Source organism: Dyadobacter ginsengisoli DSM 21015 (assembly GCF_059568735.1).
On record NZ_JCANTY010000002.1, the window covers coordinates 181,103 to 207,032 of the forward strand.

Here is a 25,930-nt window from a genome sequence, read left to right on the forward strand (position 1 = left end):
CACTTACTACCATCGGGCTTCTATTCTTACGATCGTCCCTTTTCTGCCCGATTCCACATGAATTTCTCCTTTCAGTAACGTAACCCGGTTTCTAATGTTTAAAAGCCCATTTCCTGTTGAAGCCAAAGAAGTGTCGTATCCTGCACCATCATCTCTATACGACAGGATCAACCTCTCACGTCCATAACCCAATCCCAGCCAAACACAGCTTGCTTTGGAGTGTTTCACTGCATTCTGTAAAAGCTCCTGTACGATCCTGAAAAAGTTGATCTCCAATTGCTCGGGTAAATGTTCGGGGACATTTGTGACGGAAAAAACTACCTTTAACCCGTTACCAAGATTAACCAATCTTGCCATATCATCAACAGCCTTCGCTAATCCCATTTCCTTCAAATTACGTGGGTGCATATCATGGATCAGTCTACGTATTTCATCAACCGAACCAGCCAGTAGTTTTTCAGATCGTTCTTTTAGCTCAGCCATTGGAATATCCGTTTCTCCAAACGAGGAAAGATACATTTTCAACAGCGAGAGGTTGGCGCCCACGCTATCATGCAATTCCCTTGAAAAACGTTGCCTCTCGGCCTCTTGGGCCAATAACGACGCCTTTATCTCGGCTTCCCGCTGGCGCAATTGCTGGGCGAGGCGATAACGGAACAATCCATAAACACCTCCCGCGAATAAGAGTATCAATAATGTCCTGAACCACCAGGTCGCCCACCAGGGGGGAAGAATAGTAATCTTTACAGTGGCCGCCTTTTCATTCCAGACACCGTCGTTGTTACTGCCGATAACCCTGAAAACGTAGTTGCCCGGTGGAAGGTTGGTGTAGTTGGCCGTACGACGCGTTCCTGCATGAATCCACTTACTGTCAACTTCCTCGAGAATATACCGGTATTGATTTTTAGATGAACTGGAGAAATTAAGTGCTACAAATCCAAAACTGATGAAGTTTTGTCGATGTGGCAGAGTTAAATGCGTCAAATACGGAGCATAACTGCTATCCATTACCTGGATTGACGTTATTTTCACAGGGGGCACATAATCGTTTGTTCTCAGGTCGTCGGGATGAAAATAGTTGACCCCTCTTACACCACCGAAGTACATGGTTCCGTCGCCGTCAAGGTAAGCAGCACCCGTATTGAATTCGTTGCTCTGCAAACCATCTAAAACGTCAAATGTTTTAATCACTCCATGGGATAAGGAAAATTTGGTAATGCCTTTATTACTGCTAATCCACAGATGGCCGCGTTTGTCGGGAAGGATAGCATAAATTACATTATTAGGCAGTTGGAAAGGTTTACTGGATGATTCCGAAAAATGCCTTCCAATCGACATCGTTGACATATTCAGCTCATACATGCCACAATCGGTTCCGATGTAATGGTTTTCGCCAACCTCTGAAAAGTATCTTATATTATTGCATGAAAGCCCGTTTGAGGAATCAAATACTTTCAGCTTCTGAGTGGTCACATGATAGTAGATTAACCCGTGCCCTAATGTTCCGATCCACAGATTTCCGGCTTTATCTTCCTTAATAAAACGGATGGTGTAGTTGATAAACGGTTTCAGGGCCGGAAGTTCCGCCCAATCCAGCCATACATTTTTATCTGTATCGTATCTTCTCAATGAATTATGGCCCCCTATCCACAGCCCTCTTCCCCCTTTCAAAAACCTGCCTGCGTAGAGATAGTAAAGCTTGTTACCCTGATCGGTAAAATTAATGTTCAAAACACTGGACCAACCGACCAACTTATATAGGCCTTTGTCCGCAGTTGTAACCCATAGATTTTGCTGATTGTCTAGTGTAATATCATATATTTCAAAATTAAGCCCGGGCAGCGTTTGATGCCGCGCGCGCCTAATTTGTTTCGTCTTCCTATTGAACGCGATTACTTCACTCCCCAATCCCATAAAGAGATCCTCGCCCTTCGGCTGCAAAGCGAATACTGATGTACGCGGCAGTGAGGATGCCCGGCCGATCAGTGATATTCTGCTTTTTTGAGGGTCAAATTTCGAAATACCCGAGTCGTTCATTCCAAACCAAACAATACCCTGATTATCCGTAAAAATACGGAGTACAAACCCTCTGAGCAGCGCGTTTCCATTGAGATCCGCCCTTTCAATTGTCTCTGTTCCCATTGAAACGGGATCGATCAGGTACATCTTTTCATTTTTGGCCCCTACCCAGATCCGTCCCTGCGGGTCTTCCGCAATGCCTCTGATTTCACTACGCAAATCCTGCAAAAGATGTGATACTTCGAAACCTCTGCGTCCTGCCTTAATCAGCAGTAATCCCCGGTGAAAAGTACCAACCCATACGTTACCCTTGGAATCGGCATAAATATCTTGAAACATAAAGGGAGAATCTTTTTGAACGAAGATTTTGCTTTTAATTTCAAAAGGGACCATAGCGTCGGTTTTGCTATCGAACCTGTAAAGCTGATTATATGTGGAAACCCAGACTGTTCCGTCCGAGCTGCATGCAAAATTATAGGTCGATAAATTACCTGACAGGTACGAATGGATTTCGTTTTGGCCAGGGTCGTATCTGAATACACCATATTCCTCTGTCATGATCCACATATTTCCGTCTTTGCCTTTCATCAGCTTTTCAATAGAAACGGAATCTACCAAATGCGGACGTCCGGAGAAGGCTTTGAAACTTTGGAAATTTTCTTTCCTGGGATCATAGATGGACAGTCCTTTGACCGTTCCAACCCATAATTTATGATGGTGATCGGGAGAAAGGGCCTGAACCCAGTTACTCTTTAAGCGTTCGTCCACCGGTAATGACAAATTGGTTTTCAGCACTTTGAATTCATGACCATCAAATCGGTTCAACCCGTCCTGGGTCCCAAACCACATATAACCGTCAAACTGGTCAATAGCATATACCGAACCCTGTGACAGGCCATCTTCCAGTGAGAAGTGCTCGAAAAACAAGTTATCTGTCGATATCGACGGGCTATTTGTTTCCTCCTTTGTCTGACCTGACAAAAGCTGGGGGAGAATTAACAACAAAAATAGCATGCTAGCCATACATGGCCGGGATTCAGTCAGGTTAACAATAAATACTTCCGTGCATGTGAGGCCAGCTCCACATTCGTATGCACTTTCAGTTTCCTGTAGATGTTTTTACGGTGCGTTTCCACAGTCCGGGTGCTTAGGAAGAGCCTTTCCGCAATCGTTGCCGTCGTACTTCCATCGCAGATCATTATGATAATTTGGCGTTCCCTTTCTGTCAACTTAGTTTCTGACAGCTTTTCAACCTGTCCTTCACGTAACCGCAGAAAAGACTTTGGCCAGTGCGGGGCCCCTTCCCGGACTTTTTCGATACCCTTGAAAACTTCATCCCGCCCATCGCTTTTGATACAATATCCCTGTACGCCCGAACGGAACATGCGGTCCATAGACCCCATATCATCCAGCATCGAAAGCGCCAGGATCCTAATATCCGGATAGGCCTGCCGGACTAACTCTGCTACTTCGAATCCCCGCAGATCAGGCAAGTCAATGTCCAGCAACATGATGTCGACCGGATTTTTGAGCAGAAATTCAAGGACTTCTTTTCCGGCATGCAGTACGCCAATGACCCGCAGATCAGTGGTATGTTCGATCAGGAAGCGGATACCGTCAGTAAAAATACGGTGATCATCAACAATGAGCAGTTTGTTCATAGAGTGAACGAGTGTTTGTCTAAAAATAAGGATTGTGAATTGGCGGACACTACCGTTAAATAAATCACATCATTAGAATTCCCGCAATAGCGACCAAAATCGCCAGCAATGAAACCGCCAGCCATACCAGCTCCATTTTTTTGCCTTTGAACTGCATAAAAGATGCGGGTTGGATTGAAGAAGCCTGGAAGGCATGCCGCCAGGACCATCGCATTACTCGATGATGAGCTTACTGTGCTGAGTCTGTCCGCTCCCAAGCTTTATCTCCAGAACGTAAAGTCCTGGTGCTAAACGAAGGTCCTTCAATTCCAATCGCCTGGTATTTCCACTCAACCCTGCCACTGCAACCGTTCCATTTGAATTGAGCAGCCGGGAGGAAACGATTGGAACCGTACTCGTAACAGAGACAAGGTTCTTGGCAGGGTTTGGAAAAACACTCAGGTCACTTGCCGCATCCACATCGACCGAAACAATCCGTGATACAGCGAACATCGCATCTTTGCTGCCAGTCGCGCGGTCGACCATTTTCATCCGGTACAGGTTTTCTCCTGGAACGGGGGATGTATGCGTGTATGTATAATGCCGTAAAGTCATGCTTTCTCCCATAGTAGCAACCTGTCCTATCCTGTTCCATTGCCTGCCATCGGTACTGTGCTGGATTTCGAAATAATCACTGTTGCTTTCCTCGGTGGTTTGCCAGCTGAGGACAATCGCATTCTCATATTGTTTTGCTCCAAAATTGATTAGGGTTACAGGCAGGGACTCGGCATTTTCGGCAGTGACAAAGAAACCCGAGAAACCATTTGTGTTGAAGCGTACCTCCCAACAGTTGAGTGTACTATTCCAATTCGATGAAATAGCAGCCTGCCATGCATAATCTGCTGGCGGCCCACCTGTGTAATTTGCCGGGGTCGCTGGCAACGAGGTCGGCGTGCCATGAACCTGCCAAATCCTCAGATTGTTCAGATATCCTTCCGGATCAGTCGAACTAGTGGGCAGCTTCACCGTACTGGCAGCATTGAATGCGTTAAAATCTGCCTGGGTGAAATACATTTTTATCGAGTACGAGGGATCGACAGCCGGCAAAGCTGGCTCGAAATCATAGTGTCTTTGAAGATATGGCTGGTTGCCGTATAACATAACAGAATTATCCGAGGTAACTTTTGCGGTGAGCCCCCTGCCATTCATAACATTAACCTCGTTATTGTTTGTGTTGGCTGCAAAACTGGCGATCAATTGGCAATTATCGTCGACCAAGGTGTTAAACTCTTGCACATGTGCTACGAAAGTCCGGCTGGCATTTGACGCCAGAGTGGTGGGCGAATTTACTGCAAAGGTCCTGGTTTGACTGATTTTATCGGTACATCCCGGCACAGACAACATCGCGTAGTACTGGGTTGCCCTGTCCCGTATCGTGACCGATTTGTTTACACCTGTCCCGACGGAAACGAATGCGTCGGACCCGAATTTTTCGTACCATGTAACCGTGCCGTTTTCAAGACCGGCTCCCGAGGCCCGAAGCGTTCGTTGCGACCACATACAAACGGATTGATTTGAAAAAGGTGTTTGAATTGCGATGTAAGGTTCAACCCCGCCAGCAGCAACCAAAATGCCTTCGCTTCCAAAGCTCTCCTGACCATTGACAGTACAGGTTGCACAAAAAGTACCGCTGCCCTCAACCTGATAGGTAGGGTTTTGTGCTCCTGAGATCGGGGTCCTTATGTAATCGGGAAAGAAACCGTTTCGGCTAAGTGTATACCATTTAACCTGTCCTGGGCAACCGGTAGCGGTCAACAGCGGATTAGTCTCACAATAACTATTGGCTGAGATCAGAGGTTCGCTAACTCCCTGCTCGGGAAGAATAGTGACGATAATTGCGTTGTTATTGCTATTGTCCACCGTAAATGCCCTGGTCACACTTTCTGTCCCGGGATTGGTCAATTGTACTGCCGTTCTAAACGGTGCCCCTTCCGCAGGAAGCCCCTGACCATACCATAGGCACGGCCCCTGGTCGCAATTTCCGTTCAAAACAATCGTCTGGCCAGATTTGACAGTTGCTGTATTAGGCTTGGCAGAGAGACTTGGTGAGACTAAAACACCGGATGGATCTGATGCGTAAACCTGATATACCACCTGAGTCCGGGTATTAACCAATTGTGCTCGAACTTCACTCAACACGAACAAATACAACGATATAAGTAAAAAATGTTTCATAATGATAGGATTTGTGTAAAAAAATGAGGTAAGTAGTGATGGAAGAAGATTTTCTTCGCTGTGTCCCTCAGGAAGGCCCGGGGAATGTGACTTGGGTTCGACAATCTGGGCGTCACTGCTTTTTCAATCTGGCCAGATGCTCTTTCCCACTTTCATTTTTGGGGTTCAATTCCAACGACTTTTCGTAATTGGCAATTGCTAGCTTTGTGTTTTCCGATAAGGCATATGCCTCGCCAAGGCTATCGTATGCGTTCCACGAAGCAGGGTTTAGTTGTACATTCACTATAAATATTTTGATCGCTTCGTCGATGCGCTTTTCGTTCAACAATTCATAACCTATCGTATTCAATTCATTTTCCCGGTTGAGCGGGGTCTTGGAAAACGTCGCCGTTGCGACCCTGACCTGATTTGCGATTTTCCAAACGTTATCCTCTCTCAATAGCAAGGTATAGGTATGTGTATAGTCATATGGAGAAAGTTCACCCCCCTCCCATCTTACATGTTCATTAGCCTCAGTAAATGCCATGTTTCCTGATAAGCGGATATGTACATCTTCAAAGGATACTGTGCCCTTATAGGGGCCATCCCGTTGGCTATCTTCCGCAAGTTTGGGGAGAAGGCCTTGCCAACCCACTTGATTACTGAACCCAAATTTGGAAATAACAGACCGGCTGCTGCTGCTATCTTGTAGCCAAAAAGACTGCCAACCATTTAGATTGGCATCGAAGTATGCTTCCGTCTTTGCCTTCATAACTTCCAGGATAGCATCCTCTTGCTTCATTTGCGCTTTTGCGTGGTGCGCAGGCATCATTAAGATCCACAGACCAACAAGCATCAGGATTTGAGAAAGATTTTTTGGTTGCATGTTTACGACTTTGTTAAGACTAGGACTTATCAAACTGTTTTTGAGCGATTTAACAGGTCTGCCAATCCCCATCAGTCAATTAGGGAGAGGTGGGGAGAAAATGTGGGCCGATCAAACTCGATCTAATCGGCTCTAGGCAAAGTGCGGTTTTATAACCCTTCCCCCCGATTAAACCACATACAAAGCTATCGGCAGCTAAGACTCCTATCAATACCATGATTTTGGTATATTAACAGCGGATCCTGGTGGCTGGGAAACCATACTGAGAAAATTACTTCCATAGCATCCGAAGCTGTTTACAAGGGGTAATTCCGGGAAGATGATGTGCTGGTCCCTTTTTTGACCGCTTTACAAAATCAACCAGGGAACTGGTGAATGTCACGCTAGGCGGAGATTTCGGACGGAGGAACCACCGTAGCAGATTGACCAACGGCAATCCTCAATAAATCAAATACTTGGATTGATCAATTCAGCCCAACACAATATGACCGGAGAATCCGAATCAGGCGTCAGCAGCTCCGGATTCTCCAGTCAGTGCTTCGATACTTCACCGTAGAGCTTGATATCTTAAATATCCGATCTATCGCGGAAAAACATTTTGATGGAAATTTTTTTTATTAAATTAATTTCCATCATCTTTACTGGAAATTATTAGTGTAAAAATAATTTCCAGCAAGGTGCTTATTGGCTATTGCTTTCCAGACTCCGATTTTCTTCAACTTTAAACATCATCGATCATGAGAATTGCAAGTGTCATTTTTTTCTTATTCCTAAGTTCCAGTATTACGTGTTTTTCGCAGACCTCTGATTTCTTTGCGGGAAAGTGGGAAATTACCGTGTTAAACTCACCCAAAGGTGATGTTACATTTCTGACCGAATTGATCCGAAAAGATGGAAAACTGACCGGAGAGCTCATTGAAAAGTCGGATCCCGCCAGCAGTAGCCGCAAAATATTAAGGGTCGAAGAAAGTCCTGAAAAGCTGGTCGTCTACTTTGAGTCCTCACAGGGAGGTGAAACTATTCTGGATCTGACAAAAGTTGATCAGGATCACTTAAAAGGTACCGTGCATGACTTTGATGCGACGGCTAAAAGACTGAAATAATTCGGTTACCAACAACATGACTTCCGAGCCTCCAATAGGATTCAGTACAAAATAGATGCCATGAAGGACGAAATATTACAAAAATCACTAACCCTGTTTTTGAAACATGGTATTAGAGAGATGTCCAACCAGAAGCTCGTTGACTGGCTGGGTATCTCTACTAAAACCATTTACAAATACTTCCAGAGTAAGGAAGGGCTGCTGGAAGAAGCTTTGTATTTATATCACAATACAGAGTATGAAAAGCTTTTAAATCTTTCCAATGAGCAAAATGCTGCTTGTCATTTTTTTCAGATCTGGCAGATCGCCGTTGAAATGGAGTATCAGATCAACCAATCGTTTTACAAGGATCTGGAATATTATTACCCGGACCTGGCAAGGAAAGTTGAGAAAGTCATTGCCCCAAAGTTCGAACAGCATTTTTTGTCCGTCATAAACCGGGCAGTGGCGCAAGGTGCTTTCCGTAACGACATCCTGCCCGAAGTTGCCTTACGAAGCGTATTCGTGCTGCACCGCGCATCAGTGGCAAGCGAAGCTTTTGCAAAACTCGGCTTGTCTACGATGGATCTGTTGCTGCAAACAACGGGCCAATATATCCGGGGCCTATCTACGCCAGAAGGCTTAAAAGCGCTGGAAAAGCACATTCAGACCCTTACAATATCCGAGTCGGCAGAAAACCCGACAGTCACCGATCAACACTAAACATACAGCGATGCCAGCCAATACTTTTCGTAACCTGTGGGTGTGCCTCTTGCTTACCCACGCCGTGATTACGCATGCACAAACCAGTTTGCTACCGATGAGCAGTAAGCTTGCTCAAAAGTTTACTACCCAGGACACTTTGTTTGCACGACCGTATATAGACGTTGATGAGTGGCGGGACAAACCGGTTCGTCATCGCTATGTGCATGGTGGTTTCGAAGGCACAGGCGCACGTTTCTCATTGTATTTCCCGCCGAAGGAGCGTTATCAGGGACGCTTTTTCCAGTACATTACGCCTTTCCCCGATAACGAAAATCTGTCACAAGGAGCTTCTGGAGAGGAAGATAAAATTGGTTTTGCCGTCACACACGGCTCTTATTTCATCGAAACAAATGGCGGCGGGCGCGTAGACTTTGCAAAACCCGAATCGGCAGATCCCACCCTGGGTGCTTTTCGGGTAAACGCCGCTGCCGCGCAATTTTCCAGGATAGTAGCCACCCAAATATACGGCGGCAACCGGCCGTATGGTTACGCGTTTGGAGGAAGCGGTGGCGCATACCGCACGGTGGGCAGCATTGAAAATACAAACGGCGTTTGGGATGGCGTAGTCCCCTACGTGCTGGGGTCACCGATGGCCATACCCAATGTTTTCACCGTACGCATGCACGCCATGCGCGTGCTCAAAGACAAGTTTCCACAAATTATTGATGCTTTGGAGCCAGGCGGAAACGGCGACATGTATGCTACATTGAATCCGGAAGAAAAGGAGGCGCTTCTGGAAGTAACCAGAATGGGGTTTCCGCCAAAAGCCTGGTTCGGGTATCGAAAAATGGGTATTCATGGGTTTTTAGTGCTGTACCAGGGTGTGGTCAGGGCTGATAAAAGCTATTTTGAAAAAGACTTTTGGAATGCACCCGGGTATTTGGGGGCCAATCCCCCCGCGTCTTTGGCCAAAGCCCGTATTCAGCAACCTAGCCTTATCAAAGCAGGCATTACGATTGATGAAGCGGTAAGCTTGGGATTGACACAGGCCATGTCGCCTGCTGAGCGCGGAACTGCCGATGCGGCCTGGAAAGCCATAGGTGGCGTGGATAAAGGAATGCCCGTTGCCTTTCAATTGACAGATATGCTACCTGATATTGATTTTCTGGGAGGTGATTTGCTGATATTAAGTGGTGCCGGTGCAGGCAAAGCTCTACAGATAACTAAAATCGCAGGAGATAAAGTAGTACTAGGCCCTGCCGAAGCGTCAGTGCTGGCCCAGGTAAAGCCCGGCGACCGGGTTCAGGTTGACAATTCCAATTTCCTGGCTGTTCAGACTTACCATCGTCACCAAGTGCCTGGTAAAGAATACTATGTATATGGCCAATTTCTTGACAAAGAGGGCAAACCACTTTATCCGCAGCGGGCAATGCTTCTCGGGCCGCTGTTCACGCGCGGAGCTGCGGGCGTGCTGCCAACGGGGAAGTTTACAGGTAAAATGATATTGTTAGAGTCACTTTGGGACCGGGAAGCTTTCCCATGGCAGGCAGACTGGTATCGCTCCAAGGTGCAAGCCAATCTAGGTGACAAATTGAATGATAATTTCCGGCTATGGTATACCGACCACGCGCTTCACGGAGATGTGTCTGTTGAAGACGATCCAACCCGGACGGTGGGTTATCTGGGTGTATTGCAGCAGGCCTTGCTTGACATAAGTGCCTGGGTTGAAAAAGACATTGCTCCCGCTTCGACCACCCAATACAAAATTGATGGAGGCCAGGTGATTGTACCACCCACTGCCAATGAACGGAAAGGTATTCAGCCTGTCGTTACGCTAATGGCTAATGGAGGCAAGCGGGCTGAGATCAATGCAGGCCAATCTGTCACATTTAAAGCGGAAGTCGAAGTCCCTGAAAATATGGGAAAGATCGTTGCCGCCGCCTGGAATTTCGAAGGGTTGTCCAAAGAGGTCGAAAGGCAGCCCGGATGGAGCTTTGAAAACGCTGATGCATTCCCCGTTGCTGGTAAGATCACGCCGGTGGGCAAGAGTGGTTCCCGCGTCACAATCGAGGCTACCTATCAGTTTTCAAAACCCGGCACCTATTTCCCAACGCTCCGGGTTGCCTCCCAGCGGGATGAAAACGCTAAGAGTCCATATACCCGCATCCAGAATCTGGACCGGGTTCGGGTGGTCGTTAAATAGATTTCAACATTCATTGGAGCGTTAACTAATTCAAACTTTGCTGCCGAAAAACATGCGGTGTAAGCCCGACCATTCGCTTAAACAAGCGAGAGAAATAGTTGGGATTTTCAAAACCAAGTTCGAAAGAAATTTCATTGATGTTCAGGCTGGTTCCTTTGAGCAAATTTTTAGCTTCTGCTATTAAATAAAGGTGAATTAGCTCCAATGCCGTTTTACCCGTTTCCTGTCTGAGCAGATCACTCAGATATCTCGGCGACAAATTCAGCCTCTCAGCCAGTGCGCTCACGGTTGGAAGCCCGGATTGATGAGCTTCTTCTCCTACAAAATAGGCTGCCAGCATTTCATTGAACCGGGTGGCAATTGCTCCCGTAATCTCGGCCCGGTTGATAAATTGTCTTTTGTAAAAACGCTCTGCATATTTCAGGAGCGTACCCAAATGACTCAGAATGATGGTTTGACTAAATGCATCCGTATTGTTATGGAGCTCCTTGTTCATGTTTTGCATCAGCGTCCAGATCGTCTCCTCCTCACTTGGCGAAAGGTGCAGCGCCTCATTAATATCATAATCGAAGTAATGATATTTTTTTATTTCATTGTGCAGCACCGAACCTGACAGATAATCCTCATGAACAAGAATAAGGAAGCAGTCTTCTTCCAGGTGTACATCCCTAAACGTAACTTTTTGACGCGGCTTGAAGAATGACATCGTCCCAAGGTCGTGGTCATATTTTGTTTTCCCGTAAAGCACACTACCCGACGCCAGTTTTTTAAAACCAATAATGTAAAAATCGGCCATAAACTCAAAGTCGCCGGCCCAATGGTCGTCTTTATTGCCAGACAGAATGCTGAACATAGGATGCTCCGGCGGTTGCGCCCCGGCCGCCTGGCTGAATGCGCTGATACTTTCGAAATGGTTCATTTTGGGGATCGGTTAAGTAGCCCCGTTGAAAGGGCTACCATTTAAAGTGTTATTTGCCGTGTGCTGCAATGGAAACATCCTGCCATTCCTCCCACGTTCTCATGCGCTCTGCATAAGTGTATTTAATCCACTGTAAACCGGCCTTACCCAATATCAATCTCAAAGGCGGGTTTTCCGAATTAATAAGTTTGAGCATGGCTTCGGCGGTGGCTTCCGGCACGCCCCAGTCTTCAAGATTGTTTGTCTCATTCAGTGCAGCTCTCACCCCGTCGTACAAACTTATCGGCTCGCTCTGTACTCCGGAGGAAGTGGCAAACTCTGTCAGATAACCGTTCGGCTCGACAATCGTTACCTTTATACCAAAGCCGCTCACTTCACTTGCAAGGCTGTCACTGATCGCCTCGACGGCAAACTTGGATGCACTGTAAATACCAAGCGTCGGAAACGCTACTAACCCTAATGCGCTTGAAACCTGGACAATATGACCTGAATTTTGTTCACGCATGATGGGTATAACTGCCTGGGTAAGCCATAATAAGCCAAAAACATTGGTTTCAAACTGCTCTCTGATCTCCTGCTCATTCAACTCCTCAATTGCACCAATATGTCCGTATCCGGCATTATTTATCAGCACGTCGATCTTTCCAAAATGGGCTTTTGCAGCTGTAATGGCTTCAAATCCGGCTTTTTTATCAGTTACATCTAATTTCAAAACGAGCAAACGGGATGGATACTTTTCAACCAGCGCCTGCAATGAATCCGTATTTCTTACCGCTACAATTACCTGATGCCCTTCACTTAAAAATGCCTCTGCCCAAATACGCCCCAATCCGCGGGACGCCCCTGTAATAAAAACTGTTTTTGCCATTGCTTTCTACTATGTTAAATACAAGGCAAATCTCCGCATAAGCTGACTGACTCTTAGGATACAAAAGTCGGTAAAAAGGAGACGTTTTTACGAAAACCAAAAGCCATTACGGACTATCACCTTGTTATAATGGTATGGCTTCAAAAGGGTTAAATTACTTTGCTGTCATTGCAAGGCACCTTGCGGCGTTCGATTTAATATCTCCGCCCCAAAAGCGGCGGAGTTTTACCAAGGTATCGGTAGAAGCGATCTAAAAATTTATTTCTTCAAAATCTTCAAAGTTTGCGTTTGGGTCGGCGTACTCACCCGCATCAGGTATAGTCCGGTTTGTTTTTGCGTCATGGGGATCGTTTCCTGATAATTTCCGTTTTGAGCAGTCACTACTTTGTCAAAGATCGTTCGGCCCGAAAGGTCCGACAATTGAAGGCGTATTGTTTCGCCAGTCGCCCCTTCCACATCCACCGAAAATTGATCCAAAACTGGATTGGGATAAGTAGTAGCCTTGAATGCAATTTCGGGCGCAAAGTTTTCAAGTCCGGTACTATCTCCCGCGAAAGCATGCCGCATATTATTATCAGCTGAAAATGCATTTTGTTGTGCCGGGGCAGGATAGCTTGTGCCAGGCGACGTTTGAATTCCTACATATCCGCCGGTAATGAAAATACCATTGCCATAAGTAACGGTCAGCAAGTCAATGCTTACCTTGCTCTTCAAAGCCGTCCACGCTACACCAGGAACATATCTGAACAATTTTCCATCTCTTCCACAAATCACGAACTGGCCATTTGCAAACTCCACGTCGAGATAGTCAATATCACTGTACGGATCGCTGGTGGCCGACCATACCTTGCCATCAGAAGATGTGGCAAAAGACTTTGCAAGGCCCACAGCTACCCATTTGCCATTTCCATAAGTTACACTTTCCAATGGATATGGTGTGCCGCTGGCTCTGAATGTCCATTGATTGCCATCCGTGGAAGTGGCTAAAACTCCCTGCAATCCAACCAGCACGAACATTCCATTGGCATATGCCACAGCTTTGTAATGGTAATTACTCTTAGTAACAGCCTTATTCCAAGTTTTACCGTCAGAGGAGTATAATATGAGGCCATTTTCGCCGACTGCAACGAATTTACCACCACCATATGCAACGCCATCCAGCCTTTGGCCGTACTCTACACGGCTATAATTCCATACGTAACCGTCGATCGAGGTTTGAATGATGGCGTCTGTGCCCACGGCGACAAAAAGGCCTTTTCCAAACGTAACAGAGGTAAACAGTTCTGCGCCAAGATTCAACTGGATAGTTTCCGCCGCGTTATAATTTATACCGTCCAGGGTAGTCAAAATCAGGTTGCGCTGCGTTCCGTAGTATTCGCCGTTATTTGATCCACCAGCGAGTACAAGACGCCCGTTTCCATAAGCCGAACCGCAGATCTGCGTCTTCCAGTAATTGACTGTTTCTGAAACCCAGGTGACGCCGTCGTTATATGAAGAGCGGAACATGCAACCTTCACCGGTGGCCAGAAACTGATTCTGAAGATAGCGCACACTGTAAAGACTTTGATCGATGAACGTGGCAACGAGTGGATTGTTCCAGGAAATGCCGTCAGCAGAAGTGAGCACCTTATTTTTGTTTTGGATCATTACAACAAACTTCCCGGTCTTCGGATTCGATGCGACTGCTTTCAGGATCAATGTCTGATCAGCCAGGCTATGTGAACTCCACACCATTCCTTCTGTCGAAGAGACGATCGTACCTTTAATGCCGACTGCTACGTAACGTCCGAATTTGTTGATACTAACGCCATACAAGGTGTTTGTCGTTGCTGAAACCCTTGCAGTCCATGTTACACCATTGTCATTGGATGTTTTCAAAATGCCACTTTCCCCGACTGATACAAAAAGTCCGTTGCCGTAAACCACGTCATAAATACTGTTTTGCTGCTTATCGGATCTGTTAGTCCAGTCAATGCCATTCGATGATGTTAACCGGCAACCTTGCATCCCGACCGCGACGAAAGTTCCGGCACCGTAGGCAATGCTGTACAGGTTCCGGTCTGTTCCCGAATTATGCTGGTACCAGCTCATGCCATCGGTTGATGTCATGACTGTCCCGAGATCCCCCACCACCACAAAAAATCCGTTCACATATACAATGCGCCTCAAATTTCTGGTCTTGCCGACGGGTGATGATCGTTCAGCCCAGGTAATGCCGTCGGTTGAAACCCGGATCATCCCGGACTGCCCCACTGCTACATACTTTCCTGCACCAAAAGCAACATCAAAAAGAACAATGCTGGGCAATAGCTGCCGGCTCGTCCAATCAATCTGTGCCTGAGTCGCGAAAATCTGGACAAACAGCAGGAATGCAACCAGTGTGTGTCTGAAGTAATTAGTTGGTCTTATGGTAATCGAAAGTTTCATGACTCATGTTAATTTGTATTTGAAAAAATGAAAATGGCGTTGGCAACAAGCAATCGCAGGTTAATTTTTACGCCCACCTGAAAACCGGAATATCAACAGCCAAAGCGAAAAGGCCAGTCCTGGCAAATCGGGTATGGCGAGCAGCAGCTTGGCGGTTCCGTAGCAGCCGTGGCTGAATAGCCAAAAACTTGCCGACAATGCAAAAACAGGCACGCCGATGGCGACGATCGCTGCCAGATAAAAGGATGCTGGCGGGCCTCCCGGAGTAGTGTATACGCTATCTCTGAAAAGGTAAAGCAAAACCAGCAGTATACAGGCACAAAAAATCCAAAGAACCCAGAAGACGATCATTTGCAAACATTATTAGTAGTGCATGTTGGGTAAAAGGCCAGCGGTTTTACTGCCACTGGCCTTAAATCCAAGGTATTTTCGTGACGATATCCAGCACCAGGGTATCGGTGCTTTTGACCTGCAACTGCATAGCTGCTGTGGTTTCGTTTGGCGCGGACGCATAACCAGCCATTGTGGATATTGAACGTAAAAGCATTGCGGTTCTCATAAGAACAATTTTCATGGCGTTTGCTTGTGGTTTAAATGAATTGACTCATTTAGTAAATATCTTAGATAAGCATCGCGGAGAAAACTCCGTTGACATTCGGCGATTGTGTGCGAAATCATGATGATCAAATGATGCAAATATTCTCAGATTCGACTGATGCAAACTTAGGAATGGTAGCAGCAGACATCCCAATCGGGCGGGTATACAAGAGGTATACTGACTCAAAAAGCAGGTATACAAAAGGTGACGATCAGGCCTGTCCTGCAAAATATCAACTAAATTGTAGTGGCCAATAGTTTCGCCATCTGGTAGCTCGCGGAGCGCTACCCATTTTCCCCTCGCTTCTGATTTCAGCCTTTCGGTGACAATAATGACGTATTTGGAATCCGCACCGCCTCATTAATTTGACGACATCCGAGCGTACTTCGATGATCCAAATATGACTTTTTGAAGGATCAGAAATGACTATAAGTGTAGCAAATGTTATGAGCCATCACAATTTACCCATGGAAGTAGTCAGCCATTTTGGTTCGGTAGACGGGTCTGATCAATAATGCAGGCATCATGCAAAAATCCGTCCCGGTCAATGAGCTGAGCATAGGCATATAACAAGCCAAAAACCCACCAATTCAAATGCAAAAAGAGCAACCAATTTGTAAAAATCGATTGCTCTTTTTTTGCGTTGTGCCTAACCGGACAAAAGTCTAACCTTTTGCCGGAGGATTTCAGGAAGTTAGCGGCGCTGTTTGAACGACATTAAAGTTCCACCGATTACGTCACGGAGATTCACACTAACAAACTGGCTGACAATGTAAAGTTTACTTTGTAAAAACATCAATACTACTTGTTGTCAGCGACTAGCAGGCGAACGGGGCCTAAAAGACCGGACGGTGTCAACTGCCAGCTATCCAGTACCTTCACATTGGTTTTGGTCAACCGCTTTTCAACAGGCTTTGTGCGGTCGCCGATCAGCCGGTTTCGCCAGGTATTGGTTACCTCCACTTTCAGTTCATTGTCTTTTTCTCGCAAAACTCCGCTCACATTGACTCGCAATGGTGGTGCCCAAAGAATTCCCAGATCCTTTCCATTCAATACAACCCTGGCGATACCAATGTCCTTCACATCCCCCAAATCGAGGTATACAGGCTTTCCCGTGTTTAAAACAGCATCTGCATCGAACTTTTTGGAATAAACCGCTTTGCCCGAATAGAATTTGATCCCCTCTTCGTTGCGATCGGTCCAGCTGGTCAGTTCATTAAAAACCACGTTGGAGGGGCCGCCCCAATTCGTATCGAATGCCACGTTCCAGGCACCATGGAGGGTTGTTTTGTGTTGAAATTCAGGATAATTCATTTCAGCAGTCCCATTCCGATCTTTCCCGATATCGTTTTGAAAAACAACAAACACGGAACCATAAGGATCAAGTTGGAGTGGTACATAAGTGATCCCGTCCTTTTGGGTAAATGAGGTAGCAGGTTTCGTCTCTCCTGTCACTGCATTCCAAAGTTCAGGTTGCTTGCCGGAAATTCGGAACGCGGCGGTCATTTTCGAAGCTGCGCGGTTCTGGCTGCTGATAAAGTAAAAATCGGCATTTTGAGCAGTACGGTGAATATAATCATAATGGCTACCTGTTTCTTTTTCTACGATCTCCATATCAAACGCGACGCCCGCCGACCTCAGATATTCCGTCGCATTTTTACCCCATACCACCAATCCGTTTCCAACCTTCCGTGAACCGTTTGGCTCGCTTGCATTCCCCCAAAGCGCATCGGCGATCTTTTTCAAACTTTGCTCCGAAGCCGGATAATTCACCAGACTGGCCGTAGTCGTAGCTTTATTACCGATCACAACTGCACCCGCCTTCACCAATGCTTCAATTTTAATTAAAGCTGCCAGTGACAAGGTTTTATGGTCCGGCAACGCCAGAACGCGATAGGAAACGCCATGCGGTAAAAAAAGTTTTCCATCCCTTACTTCCAGCGCCAGAAGCCGGTCTTCATTGATCAGATCGTAGTCAAACCCTGGCAAAGCCCCCGCCGGATCATCCTCTTTTAATCTTCCGATATTCGGCGAGTGGTCACCATAATAATACAGCACGTCGGCCACAGACGTCCCTTGTTGCAGTATATACTGGCACCGCGTCAGATACCTGATAAACTCTGTGGATTGGTTCCACCAGGTCACATTGGGATTAAAATGCGTTCCGGCAAAGTATTCCTGACCCGGAAGGCCCATCGCCTTGGGCGAAGCCGTGAATGTATGCAGGTAAACCAGATTCAGGCCGGCACAAAATTCGTGGTCTGCACTGGGTTTCATATCGGACCACATTACATCGTTCCAATGCGGTCCGATTGTGGTAAACGATTCTGCACCAACCAGCTTTTTGTTAAATATCTTAGCAGCACTTCCTGCTTGCTTCACGAAAAAACGGTCGACAGGACGAGCGCGGTGTGGCGACGGTGACCAGAACTCGCTCATTATAATCTCGCTGTGGCCGTAGTTTTTCAGCCCGTCAAATGGCCCGGCATGCGGCCCGGCGGATTCCGGTTGCAGCCCGATCCCGTATGCGCTGGCTCGTTTTGCGAATGTGCCGTAGTGTTTTTCAGAAATCAGATCGCCTAATGTTTTGCGAAGATCGGCCAGGAAACGGTTGCTAACCTCCCGATTCCCGATGATTTTGCCGGCGAGCACCGGGAGATACGGGACAGGATCGTATCCCCTGAGTTTGACGAATTCCTTTTCGAACCCTTCTGTCCAGTTCAAACCACCTGCTTCAAAGCTATCTGTCTGCAGGTACTTCAACGTTTTACCGGCCATGGGGCCGATCGCTTTCAACAGGGGCTCTACGTGGGTATCCCAATAGCGATTAAAGTGCTTATCGCTCAGATAGTCGATCACATGTCCCTGCCATTTTCCACTGGACGTCGAAACCTCTGCATCCGTCGGCGTGAACCCCATGCGTAGAATCGTCCATTCTCCTGCCGGTGCCTTCCAGTTGAGGTTTCCGTTTTTCACAAACCTGGTAATGTTTAACACCTGCTTAACACTGGCGTCTTCTTCGCCCGGGGTGCCGGGAATATCGGTCAGCAAAGGACGGGTTTCCGGGGCAGATCCACCAACTTCGCGGGCAGCCGCTTTATTTTTGAAGTCGCTGATAGGCGCCCGGTTTGTGAAGGTTTTCGTAGGAATAGCGAGCACTACAATGTCACGGTAATAATCATAACGAACTTCCGGCATAGGCAATTCAATAGCCACTGACGAGCCGCCTTTGACCTTCGTTTCACTATAAACAACCTGTTTTGCGGTTTCAGCTGGTGTTATATCCGGCCCGCCAAGGTTCCAACCGCTCTGAATGCTCATCGACATGACCAGCCCCAAACGGTCTGCCTCCCTGATCGCGTGCACATAGAGTTCCTGCCACGCAGGCGACCCAAACATAGGTCCTTCCGGAACCTGACCATTTCCACGCTGTTCTGCCCCGCCTGCATCAAAAATACACGCGCCGCTAAAACCTTTGGCTTTCATTTCTTCTAAATCACGCGTAATCGTCTCTTTGTCAATATTGCCATTCAGCCACCACCACCAACAGCGGGTACCATAGTCGGATGTGGGATTCTGAAAGACCGAAGGTTCTAATATGCGGGTACTTTTTTGCGCGAATACGGTTTCAAATGATATCGCCGCAAAGGTCAAGACCAAACAAAACGGAAGTAACTTTCTAAGCATTGGAAGAGAAATTTAATAAATGCCGGCTCTTATTTCAGCTACGACCTAAAAACCGAAGAGATATCAGGCAATAGCCCGGACCGAAATCCGGGTTATCTTTTTAAATAATACAAAATGAATGTCTGAAATTATCGCTGCCAGCCCGGGTTTTGTTCCCAAATCACGTCCTTGTTGGTATCAATGATGGTTTGAGGAATAGGCCATAAGTTGTAGTTGAAGGTCAAAGTTGCCTTGGCTTCGGGCCAGTAAGCGTATTTTTTAATGCGATCCACTGCAATAGTTCCGCCCATCCGGAGCAACGTGTTCCATCTGGCCTCTTCGTAAATCAGTTCACGCGCCCGTTCGTCCAGGATCAAATTGAAGCCGTCGTCCATATCGGCCGCAGTAACTTTATAGGTGGCCTTGGCTCGCTCCCTCAGCAAATTAACATCGGCTGCTGCCCCAGCCTTGTCACCCGTCCGCTGCTTGGCCTCTGCCCGTAAAAGAATTGTCTCAGAAAGCCGGATAAAGTAGTCATCCCGGAAGAGGTTACTCATGTTTTCACCGTCGGCAAGACCTGTGTATTTGTCCGTCGCGATTTTGCAGGAAACAGGATACACCAGACTGGTATTGTTGAGATTGGTCGTCGCATCGCCACTTCCATTATACAATACCTCCCAGGGCACAGGCTTCTTAAAATAGGGTGACGTACTTACGTTTCCGTAAAATACCCGACGGAATACGATTTCTGAATTCCGAAGATCCGTACCGAATTTACCTGTATACACACCATCTCTGACATACATGGTGGGAACGATCTGCGCAATACCACGACCACCGACATCTTCGAGTGTGCCGGTCAGGTGATCTTTCGCACCGTCACGAAAAACCGGGCCATATGTACGGGAATAAGGCAGTTTGGATCTTCCGTCTTCCGCGCGATATGCTGCATAATCAACCTGCAATGCCCAGATACATTCCCTGTTTCCATCCTGATAATTTACATTTCTCTCCTGAAACAGATCCCAATACACATTGCCCTGTGCCTCCGTGCTTCGCGATCCAAAGCGTGAAGTCATCAGGTTATAGTTCCCACCATCAATTACCTTATTGGCATAAGCGATGGACTGCGCAAAAGCCGCCTGACCTTCCGCTGCTTTACCATCTGCGATCAGTTGTGTGCCCATCGCCAGATACAACTCTGCCAGGTAATGCTGGGCAGCGCCTTTTACTACGCGACCGCCGCTTACGGTCGTTTCCGGCAAATCTTTTTCCGCTTCTAAAAGATCATTAATAGCGAACTGATAGGTTTCAACACGCGTAGCTCTCTCGAAATTATACTGCGGGACTTTGGATACAGTGGTAACAATGGAGACGCCGCCAAAAAGCTCGGCCAGGTTGCGGTAACCGTAGGCCCTGAAAAATTTGGCCTGTGCGATGATGTTCGCTTTTTCCGCTTCCGACGAAAACGATATATGCGGAAGCTGTGCGGCCTCCAAAGCAAGATTCGCCTTCGAGATCAGCTGATAGTACGTACTGTAAATGTTGTAAAACGTAGCATTATCCGCATTGATCAGGCCATAGTTATTGAAAGTGGAACCTTTGCGGATACTGGCCACATCATACATGTCGGTACCATTGCCACGCAATACAAAAATCCAGCCTTCTTCCGCAGGATTTGCCCATAAATCCCGAACCTGCGAATAGGCCCCTACCAAAACCTGATCTACCTGCGCGGATGTAGAGAATGCATTATCGACTGTATAAAAAGTAGTTGGGTTCTCCTTCAAAAAACCGTCGTTGTCGCAGCTGGTCAGGTTAGCCAGTAGCATCAGCCCCCAAAAGAACTTTCCGGAAAATATATTTTTCATGTGAATTGATGTTTAGAAACTGATATTAGCGCCAATGGAGTACGAGGTCGGGACAGGGAAAGTATTGTCACGCACCGTGGTACCTGTTTCAGGGTCGCCGCCCTCCCACTTGGTGACGGTGGCCAGATTCCTGGCGCTCACAAAGAACTTAACTGAATTCATACGTAATTTCGATATCCATTCTGGTTTCAGGCGATAAGAGAGTGTAACGTCCTGCACACGAACAAAAGCACGGGACTGCAAGCCCAGAAAACGGCCGTCGCCGGTGAAATATGCCGATGGATATTCATTGCTGGCATTTTCAGGTGTCCAATAGGGCTTGGAGGTCATATTATCGTTAAAGCGACCAGTGCCCGCGGTCATATATGCCTGCTGATTGCTTCTCAAAAACCGGTTGCCTCCACCAAAGGTACCCGTCAGCATCACATAAAGTTCAAAGTTCTTATACACCAACGTGTTGCTCATATTCAGCCTGAAATTCTCCTGCGCATAACCCAGTATCTTCCTGTCCTCAGGTGTTATTCCGGGCTTTCCGTCGATGTCCCTGTATTTTGGCGCTCCCGGTGCCGCACCTGTCTGCGCGATGTACTCTGCATCTCCCTCCTGAACGATGCCGACCTGCTCATAACCGAAAATAGTACCCAGCGGCTGCCCGATGAAAAGATTATTGGCGATATCATCATCCTCCCTGCCGTCGCCATTATTGTCTTCTCCGTAAAGCCTGGCAAGCTTATTCCTGTTCTGCCAGAAAGTAAACGAAGTATTCCAGCTCAGGTCCCTGCTTTTCAAGTTCACCGACCGTACGGTGATTTCAACGCCCCGGTTATTGACCTGCCCCATGGAGGTCCGGATTGTTTTAAAACCCGTCATTACAGGAATGTTCCGGGTAAAAATCTGATCGGTGGTTTTGCCATAATACACATCCAGATCCACAAACAGGCGGTTATTTAACCAGGCCGATTCAAATCCTGTGTTCCACGAAGTAGTGGTTTCCCATCCCAGGCCAGAGTTTCCCAAGGCATCTTGATACAACCCATAATTGATTCCCCCCGGCGTATTCGAGAATTCATATCTCGATCCGCCGCTTGCTGCGTTAGCAATGGTGGATAATGTAGCATAGGGTGCAATTCCTTGATTCCCGTTCTGTCCGTATGAAAACTTAACCTTCAGGTTATTAAGCGGCGCGAAACTCTTCAGAAACTCTTCGCTGGTCAGCTTCCACGCTACACCGGCTGCAAGGAAATTAGCCCATTTATTATTAGCGCCAAACACACTGGCTCCGTCGCGACGGTAAGAACCTGTAACGAAATACTTGTCGTCGAAAGAGTAGCTCGCACGGGCCAGGTAGCCAATGTTCGAGCGCTCGTTCGCATCCTGATTAACCCGCTGCACCGTTGCCTTGTGCAGTCCCCACATCCCGAGCGTGGTATTGCCGTTCGCTGCAAAGTTGTTACCCGACGAAGCTATCAGCTGGTATTGCTGGTGGTCGCGTGTGGCGACCAATGTCAGGTCGATACCGTGTTTTCCAAATGAATTTTTGTAATTGATAATATTATCAAAAACATAGCTTTTGGTACCATAAGTATTAACTACGCCATTTGCATTGGTAAGAAAACCCTGGATCGTTGACGGCAAATAACGATTAGGCCCATCTCCTTCCTGCACGTAGTAACGCTCATTGATGAAATTCCCGGACTCGTTGCTTGTGGTGTTGTAAAGTAGGTTAACCCGGTAGGTCAGTCCTTCCACCCAGGGTACAGACACCACTGCGTTGGAATTGACACGGTAATTAAGCCTCACATCCTGGTTGCTCCTTGTTCCGTCATTAACCCCCCAAAGCGGATTGATCGCAGACTGCGTGTACGGATATTTTTCAAGATTACCCATTTCATCCCGGTACATCACACCATAAGGCGACATTGTCTGCGCCTCGTTGATATTAGCCGCAAACCGGGTTTCCGGCTGCGCGGCATTCCGGTTACTGTTTCTTTGTATCAAAGGATCTGTTCCGGTGTATGTCCTTTTGGAATATCCCGCATCGACCCCTACTTCCAGCCAGTCGGTGATGTTAGTTTTTACCTTTCCTGAAAGAGAAATCCTGTCGAAACCGTCGCCGATAACAATTCCTTTATTCTTATCATAAGCTGTTGACATATAATAGCTCACGCGCTCGCTGGCTCCGGACACCGCAGCCTGGTGGGTTTGTATCACCCCCGTCCGCGTAACCTGATCCAGCCAGTTGGTTTCCTTTCCGGCCGCCATGTTTGCCAGCTCGCCGGGTTTCATCCAGTTGGTAGAACCTTCCGCATACTTGTTCCTTGCATTCACTACTCTGATCCACTCCTCTCCTTTCATCATTTCCGGCCTGTTCTGCCAGGTTTGAAAACCGGTCGAAGAGTTTAATGTAATCACAGGTTTGCCTACTTTTCCTCTTTTAGTAGTGATTGCAATGACTCCGTTAGCCGAGCGGGAACCATAAGCTGCCGCCGATGTAGCGTCTTTCAGCACATCAAAAGACGCGATGTCATTGGGATTGATGTCTGCCAGATTCCCGAGAAAAACAACTCCATCCAATACGATCAGCGGATCGTTAGAACCATTGATCGAATTCTGTCCGCGAACGTCCACACTAGGCTGCCCTCCAGCTGTATTCGAAGCCCCGATGTTAAGACCCGGCAGACTTCCTTTCAATGCTTCCAGTGGATTCATGTTGGGCATCAGCGCGATAGACGAACCCTCCATTTTCAATGAGCTGACCGATCCGGTAAAATCCTGGCGCTTGGCAGTACCATACCCGATCACGACCACCTCTTCCAGCGCTTTGGTATCGGGCTTTAATTCAATCTGAAGGGATGTCTGAGCGCCAGGTTGTATCTCCTGCGCAATGTAACCTACGAAGGAAAAAACCAGGGTCACATTATTGTCAGCAACGGATAAGGAAAATTTCCCGTCCACATCTGTGGACGTACCGGAGGTAGTTCCCTTAATGGTAATGCTTACCCCCGGAAGTGGTTCGCCCGTATTATCTTTAACCAAACCCGTCAAAACGCGGTCAGCGACTCTGTTCAGTGGCGTAGCCGGGCTGATCGGGGCCATTTCCGGGAAGTCCGACAAGGTGCGATCCACTTTTTTAAGCACGATCTTATTTCTGATTTGCTTGTAGGAAATATGGTCGGGCTGAAACATTTTTTCGAGCACTTCGCTCAACTCCCTGTCTTCCATATGAAGGGTAATCTTACGGTCGATCGGAAGTAACTGTAAGCTATATACGAACTTCACATCCACATTTTTTTCCAATATATCCAGTACCTCACGAATCGCTTTTTGATCAACTTTAACGGATACTTTCTGCGAAAGGAGTTGTTGCGCTTCCGATGTGTAGGCATGCCCGTAAGCAGTGGCGATCAGCATCAGCACGATTTGTAAAGTTGACGCCTTCATAATTGTCCACAAGGGATTTATGATCTTTTGTTTTTTTTTCATTGCTTTGTAGGTAATAGATCTCTTAACACGATGATTTACAACTCCCAAGCGCTCGTTTCCAGACGAACGCTACGATTATACCAGTAATCGGGACGGGAGAAGCCGAAGCATGTTTCCAGCATCTTCGGCTTTTTATCTTGAGGTAATATTCTTACTGCATAGGTTTATCGGGTTTACGGTTTTACAATCTTATTTGGCTGACTCGCAGCCCTGTCCGGAAAGGGCAACAGTGTCACCGACCAGCTGGTATTCGGCACTGACACTCTCGCAAAGAATTTCCAGCTGCGAGAAAAGTGTCTTTTCCTGAGACAAGTCTGCATTGATGATACAGTTACGAAGCTTTTCATTGGTGATTGAGATCCTGACGCCGTAGGCTTTTTCCAAAACCGACACAATCTCCGGCAATGATTTTTCTGCATAATTAAAATCAAACACACGGGCCTGATCCGCCTTGGTCTTGATCAAAGTAGGCATTTCGACTAACCCGGTTACCAGCTTTTCATCCTCTTTAAAAAAAGTTACCTTTTTATTCTGGGTCAATATCACCTTATCATCCGCAATCGTGCTTTCCGGCCGGTCTTCTGCTTTCCGTACTTCGACTACACCGGTCATCACCGCAACTTCAATGCTTTTGGTTTTTGCATTTTCACGTATCGTGAAGCTGGTACCCAGCACTTTTGTGACGATGTTGTTGGCATGCACAAAAAACGGCCGGGAAGTATCGTGGGCGATTTCAAAAAACACATTCCCTTTCAGAAAAACGTTTCGCTGGTCTGATTCAAACCGGTCGGGATAAAACAACGTAGCTCCCGGCTCCAGTACGACCTTACTTCCATCCGACAATGTAAATCGCATGCTGCCGGACCCGGAATTTTGAACATGCTGCATGTTTTCCAACACTACATTTTTCACGCCTGATATAACCTCGCCGCTCCGCGTCAATGCCCGGTATGAGAAGAAGCCTGCCACAAGCAGCACACAAGCTGCGGCCAGTTTGAAATAAAGCCTTCGCACGCTCCGGCGGGATATTCTTTGCATATCCGATTCTTCCATCCGGCTTTCCATTTCCACCCACATTATTTTTCCGGCCTGCTCTTCGCTGAGCCGGTTTTGACTTTCATCAGAATGATCGATCGAATCATACCAGATATCCATGATCCTTCTATCCTTGGGATCAAGTTTATTTCGCTGGTAGCGCTCCAATAGTTTCAGGAAACCTCGTAAATTTTTAATCACCACTTGATGGAGTATGAGTCATCGATAACGGCTTATGAGAGCCTTTGCGATGTAAGTCGATCAAATGGTAAGTGACCGCAAATGATTTCAAATATTCTTTAAAAATTCATATA

16 protein-coding genes are annotated in these 25,930 nt (G+C 47.0%); 3 read left to right on the top strand and 13 right to left on the bottom strand.

From position 1 onward, the window contains the following. Positions 1 to 6: 6 nt before the first annotated feature. The 4 genes from BP71_RS07155 to BP71_RS07170 all read right to left on the bottom strand — a co-directional run bounded on the left by BP71_RS07155 (position 7) and on the right by BP71_RS07170 (position 6,759). A complete protein-coding gene (locus BP71_RS07155) occupies positions 7 to 3,042 on the bottom strand; it encodes a sensor histidine kinase (protein ID WP_496377882.1) in 3,036 nt (1,011 codons plus the stop codon). A 17-nt stretch (positions 3,043 to 3,059) separates the two neighbouring features. Then, the gene (locus BP71_RS07160) at positions 3,060 to 3,680 is read right to left on the bottom strand and encodes a LuxR C-terminal-related transcriptional regulator (RefSeq protein ID WP_496377883.1); all 621 of its coding nucleotides are present in this window, start codon (positions 3,678 to 3,680) and stop codon (positions 3,060 to 3,062) included. A 213-nt stretch (positions 3,681 to 3,893) separates the two neighbouring features. Beyond that, positions 3,894 to 5,894, bottom strand: coding sequence for a T9SS type A sorting domain-containing protein (locus BP71_RS07165; RefSeq protein ID WP_496377884.1), 2,001 nt, complete (start codon positions 5,892 to 5,894; stop codon positions 3,894 to 3,896). A gap of 112 nt (positions 5,895 to 6,006) precedes the next feature. Then, positions 6,007 to 6,759: a hypothetical protein gene (locus BP71_RS07170; protein ID WP_496377885.1), complete on the bottom strand. Its 753-nt coding sequence runs from the start codon at positions 6,757 to 6,759 to the stop codon at positions 6,007 to 6,009. A 737-nt stretch (positions 6,760 to 7,496) separates the two neighbouring features. Here BP71_RS07170 and BP71_RS07175 point away from each other — a divergent pair. From BP71_RS07175 to BP71_RS07185, 3 genes are read left to right on the top strand one after another with little or no spacing between them, the layout of a single operon-like run. Continuing rightward, positions 7,497 to 7,862: a hypothetical protein gene (locus BP71_RS07175; protein WP_496377886.1), complete on the top strand. Its 366-nt coding sequence runs from the start codon at positions 7,497 to 7,499 to the stop codon at positions 7,860 to 7,862. A gap of 60 nt (positions 7,863 to 7,922) precedes the next feature. After that, a complete protein-coding gene (locus BP71_RS07180) occupies positions 7,923 to 8,564 on the top strand; it encodes a TetR/AcrR family transcriptional regulator (RefSeq protein WP_496377887.1) in 642 nt (213 codons plus the stop codon). 10 nt (positions 8,565 to 8,574) lie between these two features. Further along, complete coding sequence (locus BP71_RS07185; protein WP_496377888.1) at positions 8,575 to 10,749, top strand: hypothetical protein; 2,175 nt, start codon at positions 8,575 to 8,577, stop codon at positions 10,747 to 10,749. Between the two features lie 25 nt (positions 10,750 to 10,774). On the opposite strand, the gene BP71_RS07190 is transcribed toward BP71_RS07185, so the two are convergent. The 9 genes from BP71_RS07190 to BP71_RS07230 form a co-directional block, all read right to left on the bottom strand. Continuing rightward, entirely contained in the window at positions 10,775 to 11,668 is an 894-nt protein-coding gene (locus BP71_RS07190; protein WP_496377889.1) for a helix-turn-helix domain-containing protein, read from the bottom strand. A 49-nt stretch (positions 11,669 to 11,717) separates the two neighbouring features. Then, complete coding sequence (locus tag BP71_RS07195) at positions 11,718 to 12,536, bottom strand: SDR family NAD(P)-dependent oxidoreductase (protein ID WP_496377890.1); 819 nt, start codon at positions 12,534 to 12,536, stop codon at positions 11,718 to 11,720. Between the two features lie 258 nt (positions 12,537 to 12,794). After that, positions 12,795 to 14,963: a T9SS type A sorting domain-containing protein gene (locus BP71_RS07200; protein WP_496377891.1), complete on the bottom strand. Its 2,169-nt coding sequence runs from the start codon at positions 14,961 to 14,963 to the stop codon at positions 12,795 to 12,797. Positions 14,964 to 15,023: 60 nt separating this feature from the next. Beyond that, complete coding sequence (locus tag BP71_RS07205; RefSeq protein WP_496377892.1) at positions 15,024 to 15,314, bottom strand: hypothetical protein; 291 nt, start codon at positions 15,312 to 15,314, stop codon at positions 15,024 to 15,026. A 61-nt stretch (positions 15,315 to 15,375) separates the two neighbouring features. Then, positions 15,376 to 15,537, bottom strand: a complete 162-nt coding sequence (locus BP71_RS07210) for a hypothetical protein (protein ID WP_496377893.1) — start codon at positions 15,535 to 15,537, stop codon at positions 15,376 to 15,378. Between the two features lie 825 nt (positions 15,538 to 16,362). Then, a complete protein-coding gene (locus BP71_RS07215; protein ID WP_496377894.1) occupies positions 16,363 to 19,248 on the bottom strand; it encodes a glycosyl hydrolase in 2,886 nt (961 codons plus the stop codon). A 128-nt stretch (positions 19,249 to 19,376) separates the two neighbouring features. Continuing rightward, on the bottom strand, positions 19,377 to 21,098 hold the full coding sequence (locus tag BP71_RS07220) for a RagB/SusD family nutrient uptake outer membrane protein (RefSeq protein WP_496377895.1): 1,722 nt from the start codon (positions 21,096 to 21,098) through the stop codon (positions 19,377 to 19,379). 12 nt (positions 21,099 to 21,110) lie between these two features. Next, positions 21,111 to 24,539, bottom strand: a complete 3,429-nt coding sequence (locus tag BP71_RS07225) for a SusC/RagA family TonB-linked outer membrane protein (RefSeq protein WP_496377896.1) — start codon at positions 24,537 to 24,539, stop codon at positions 21,111 to 21,113. A 231-nt stretch (positions 24,540 to 24,770) separates the two neighbouring features. After that, positions 24,771 to 25,820, bottom strand: a complete 1,050-nt coding sequence (locus tag BP71_RS07230; protein ID WP_496377897.1) for a FecR family protein — start codon at positions 25,818 to 25,820, stop codon at positions 24,771 to 24,773. Positions 25,821 to 25,930 lie beyond the last annotated feature (110 nt).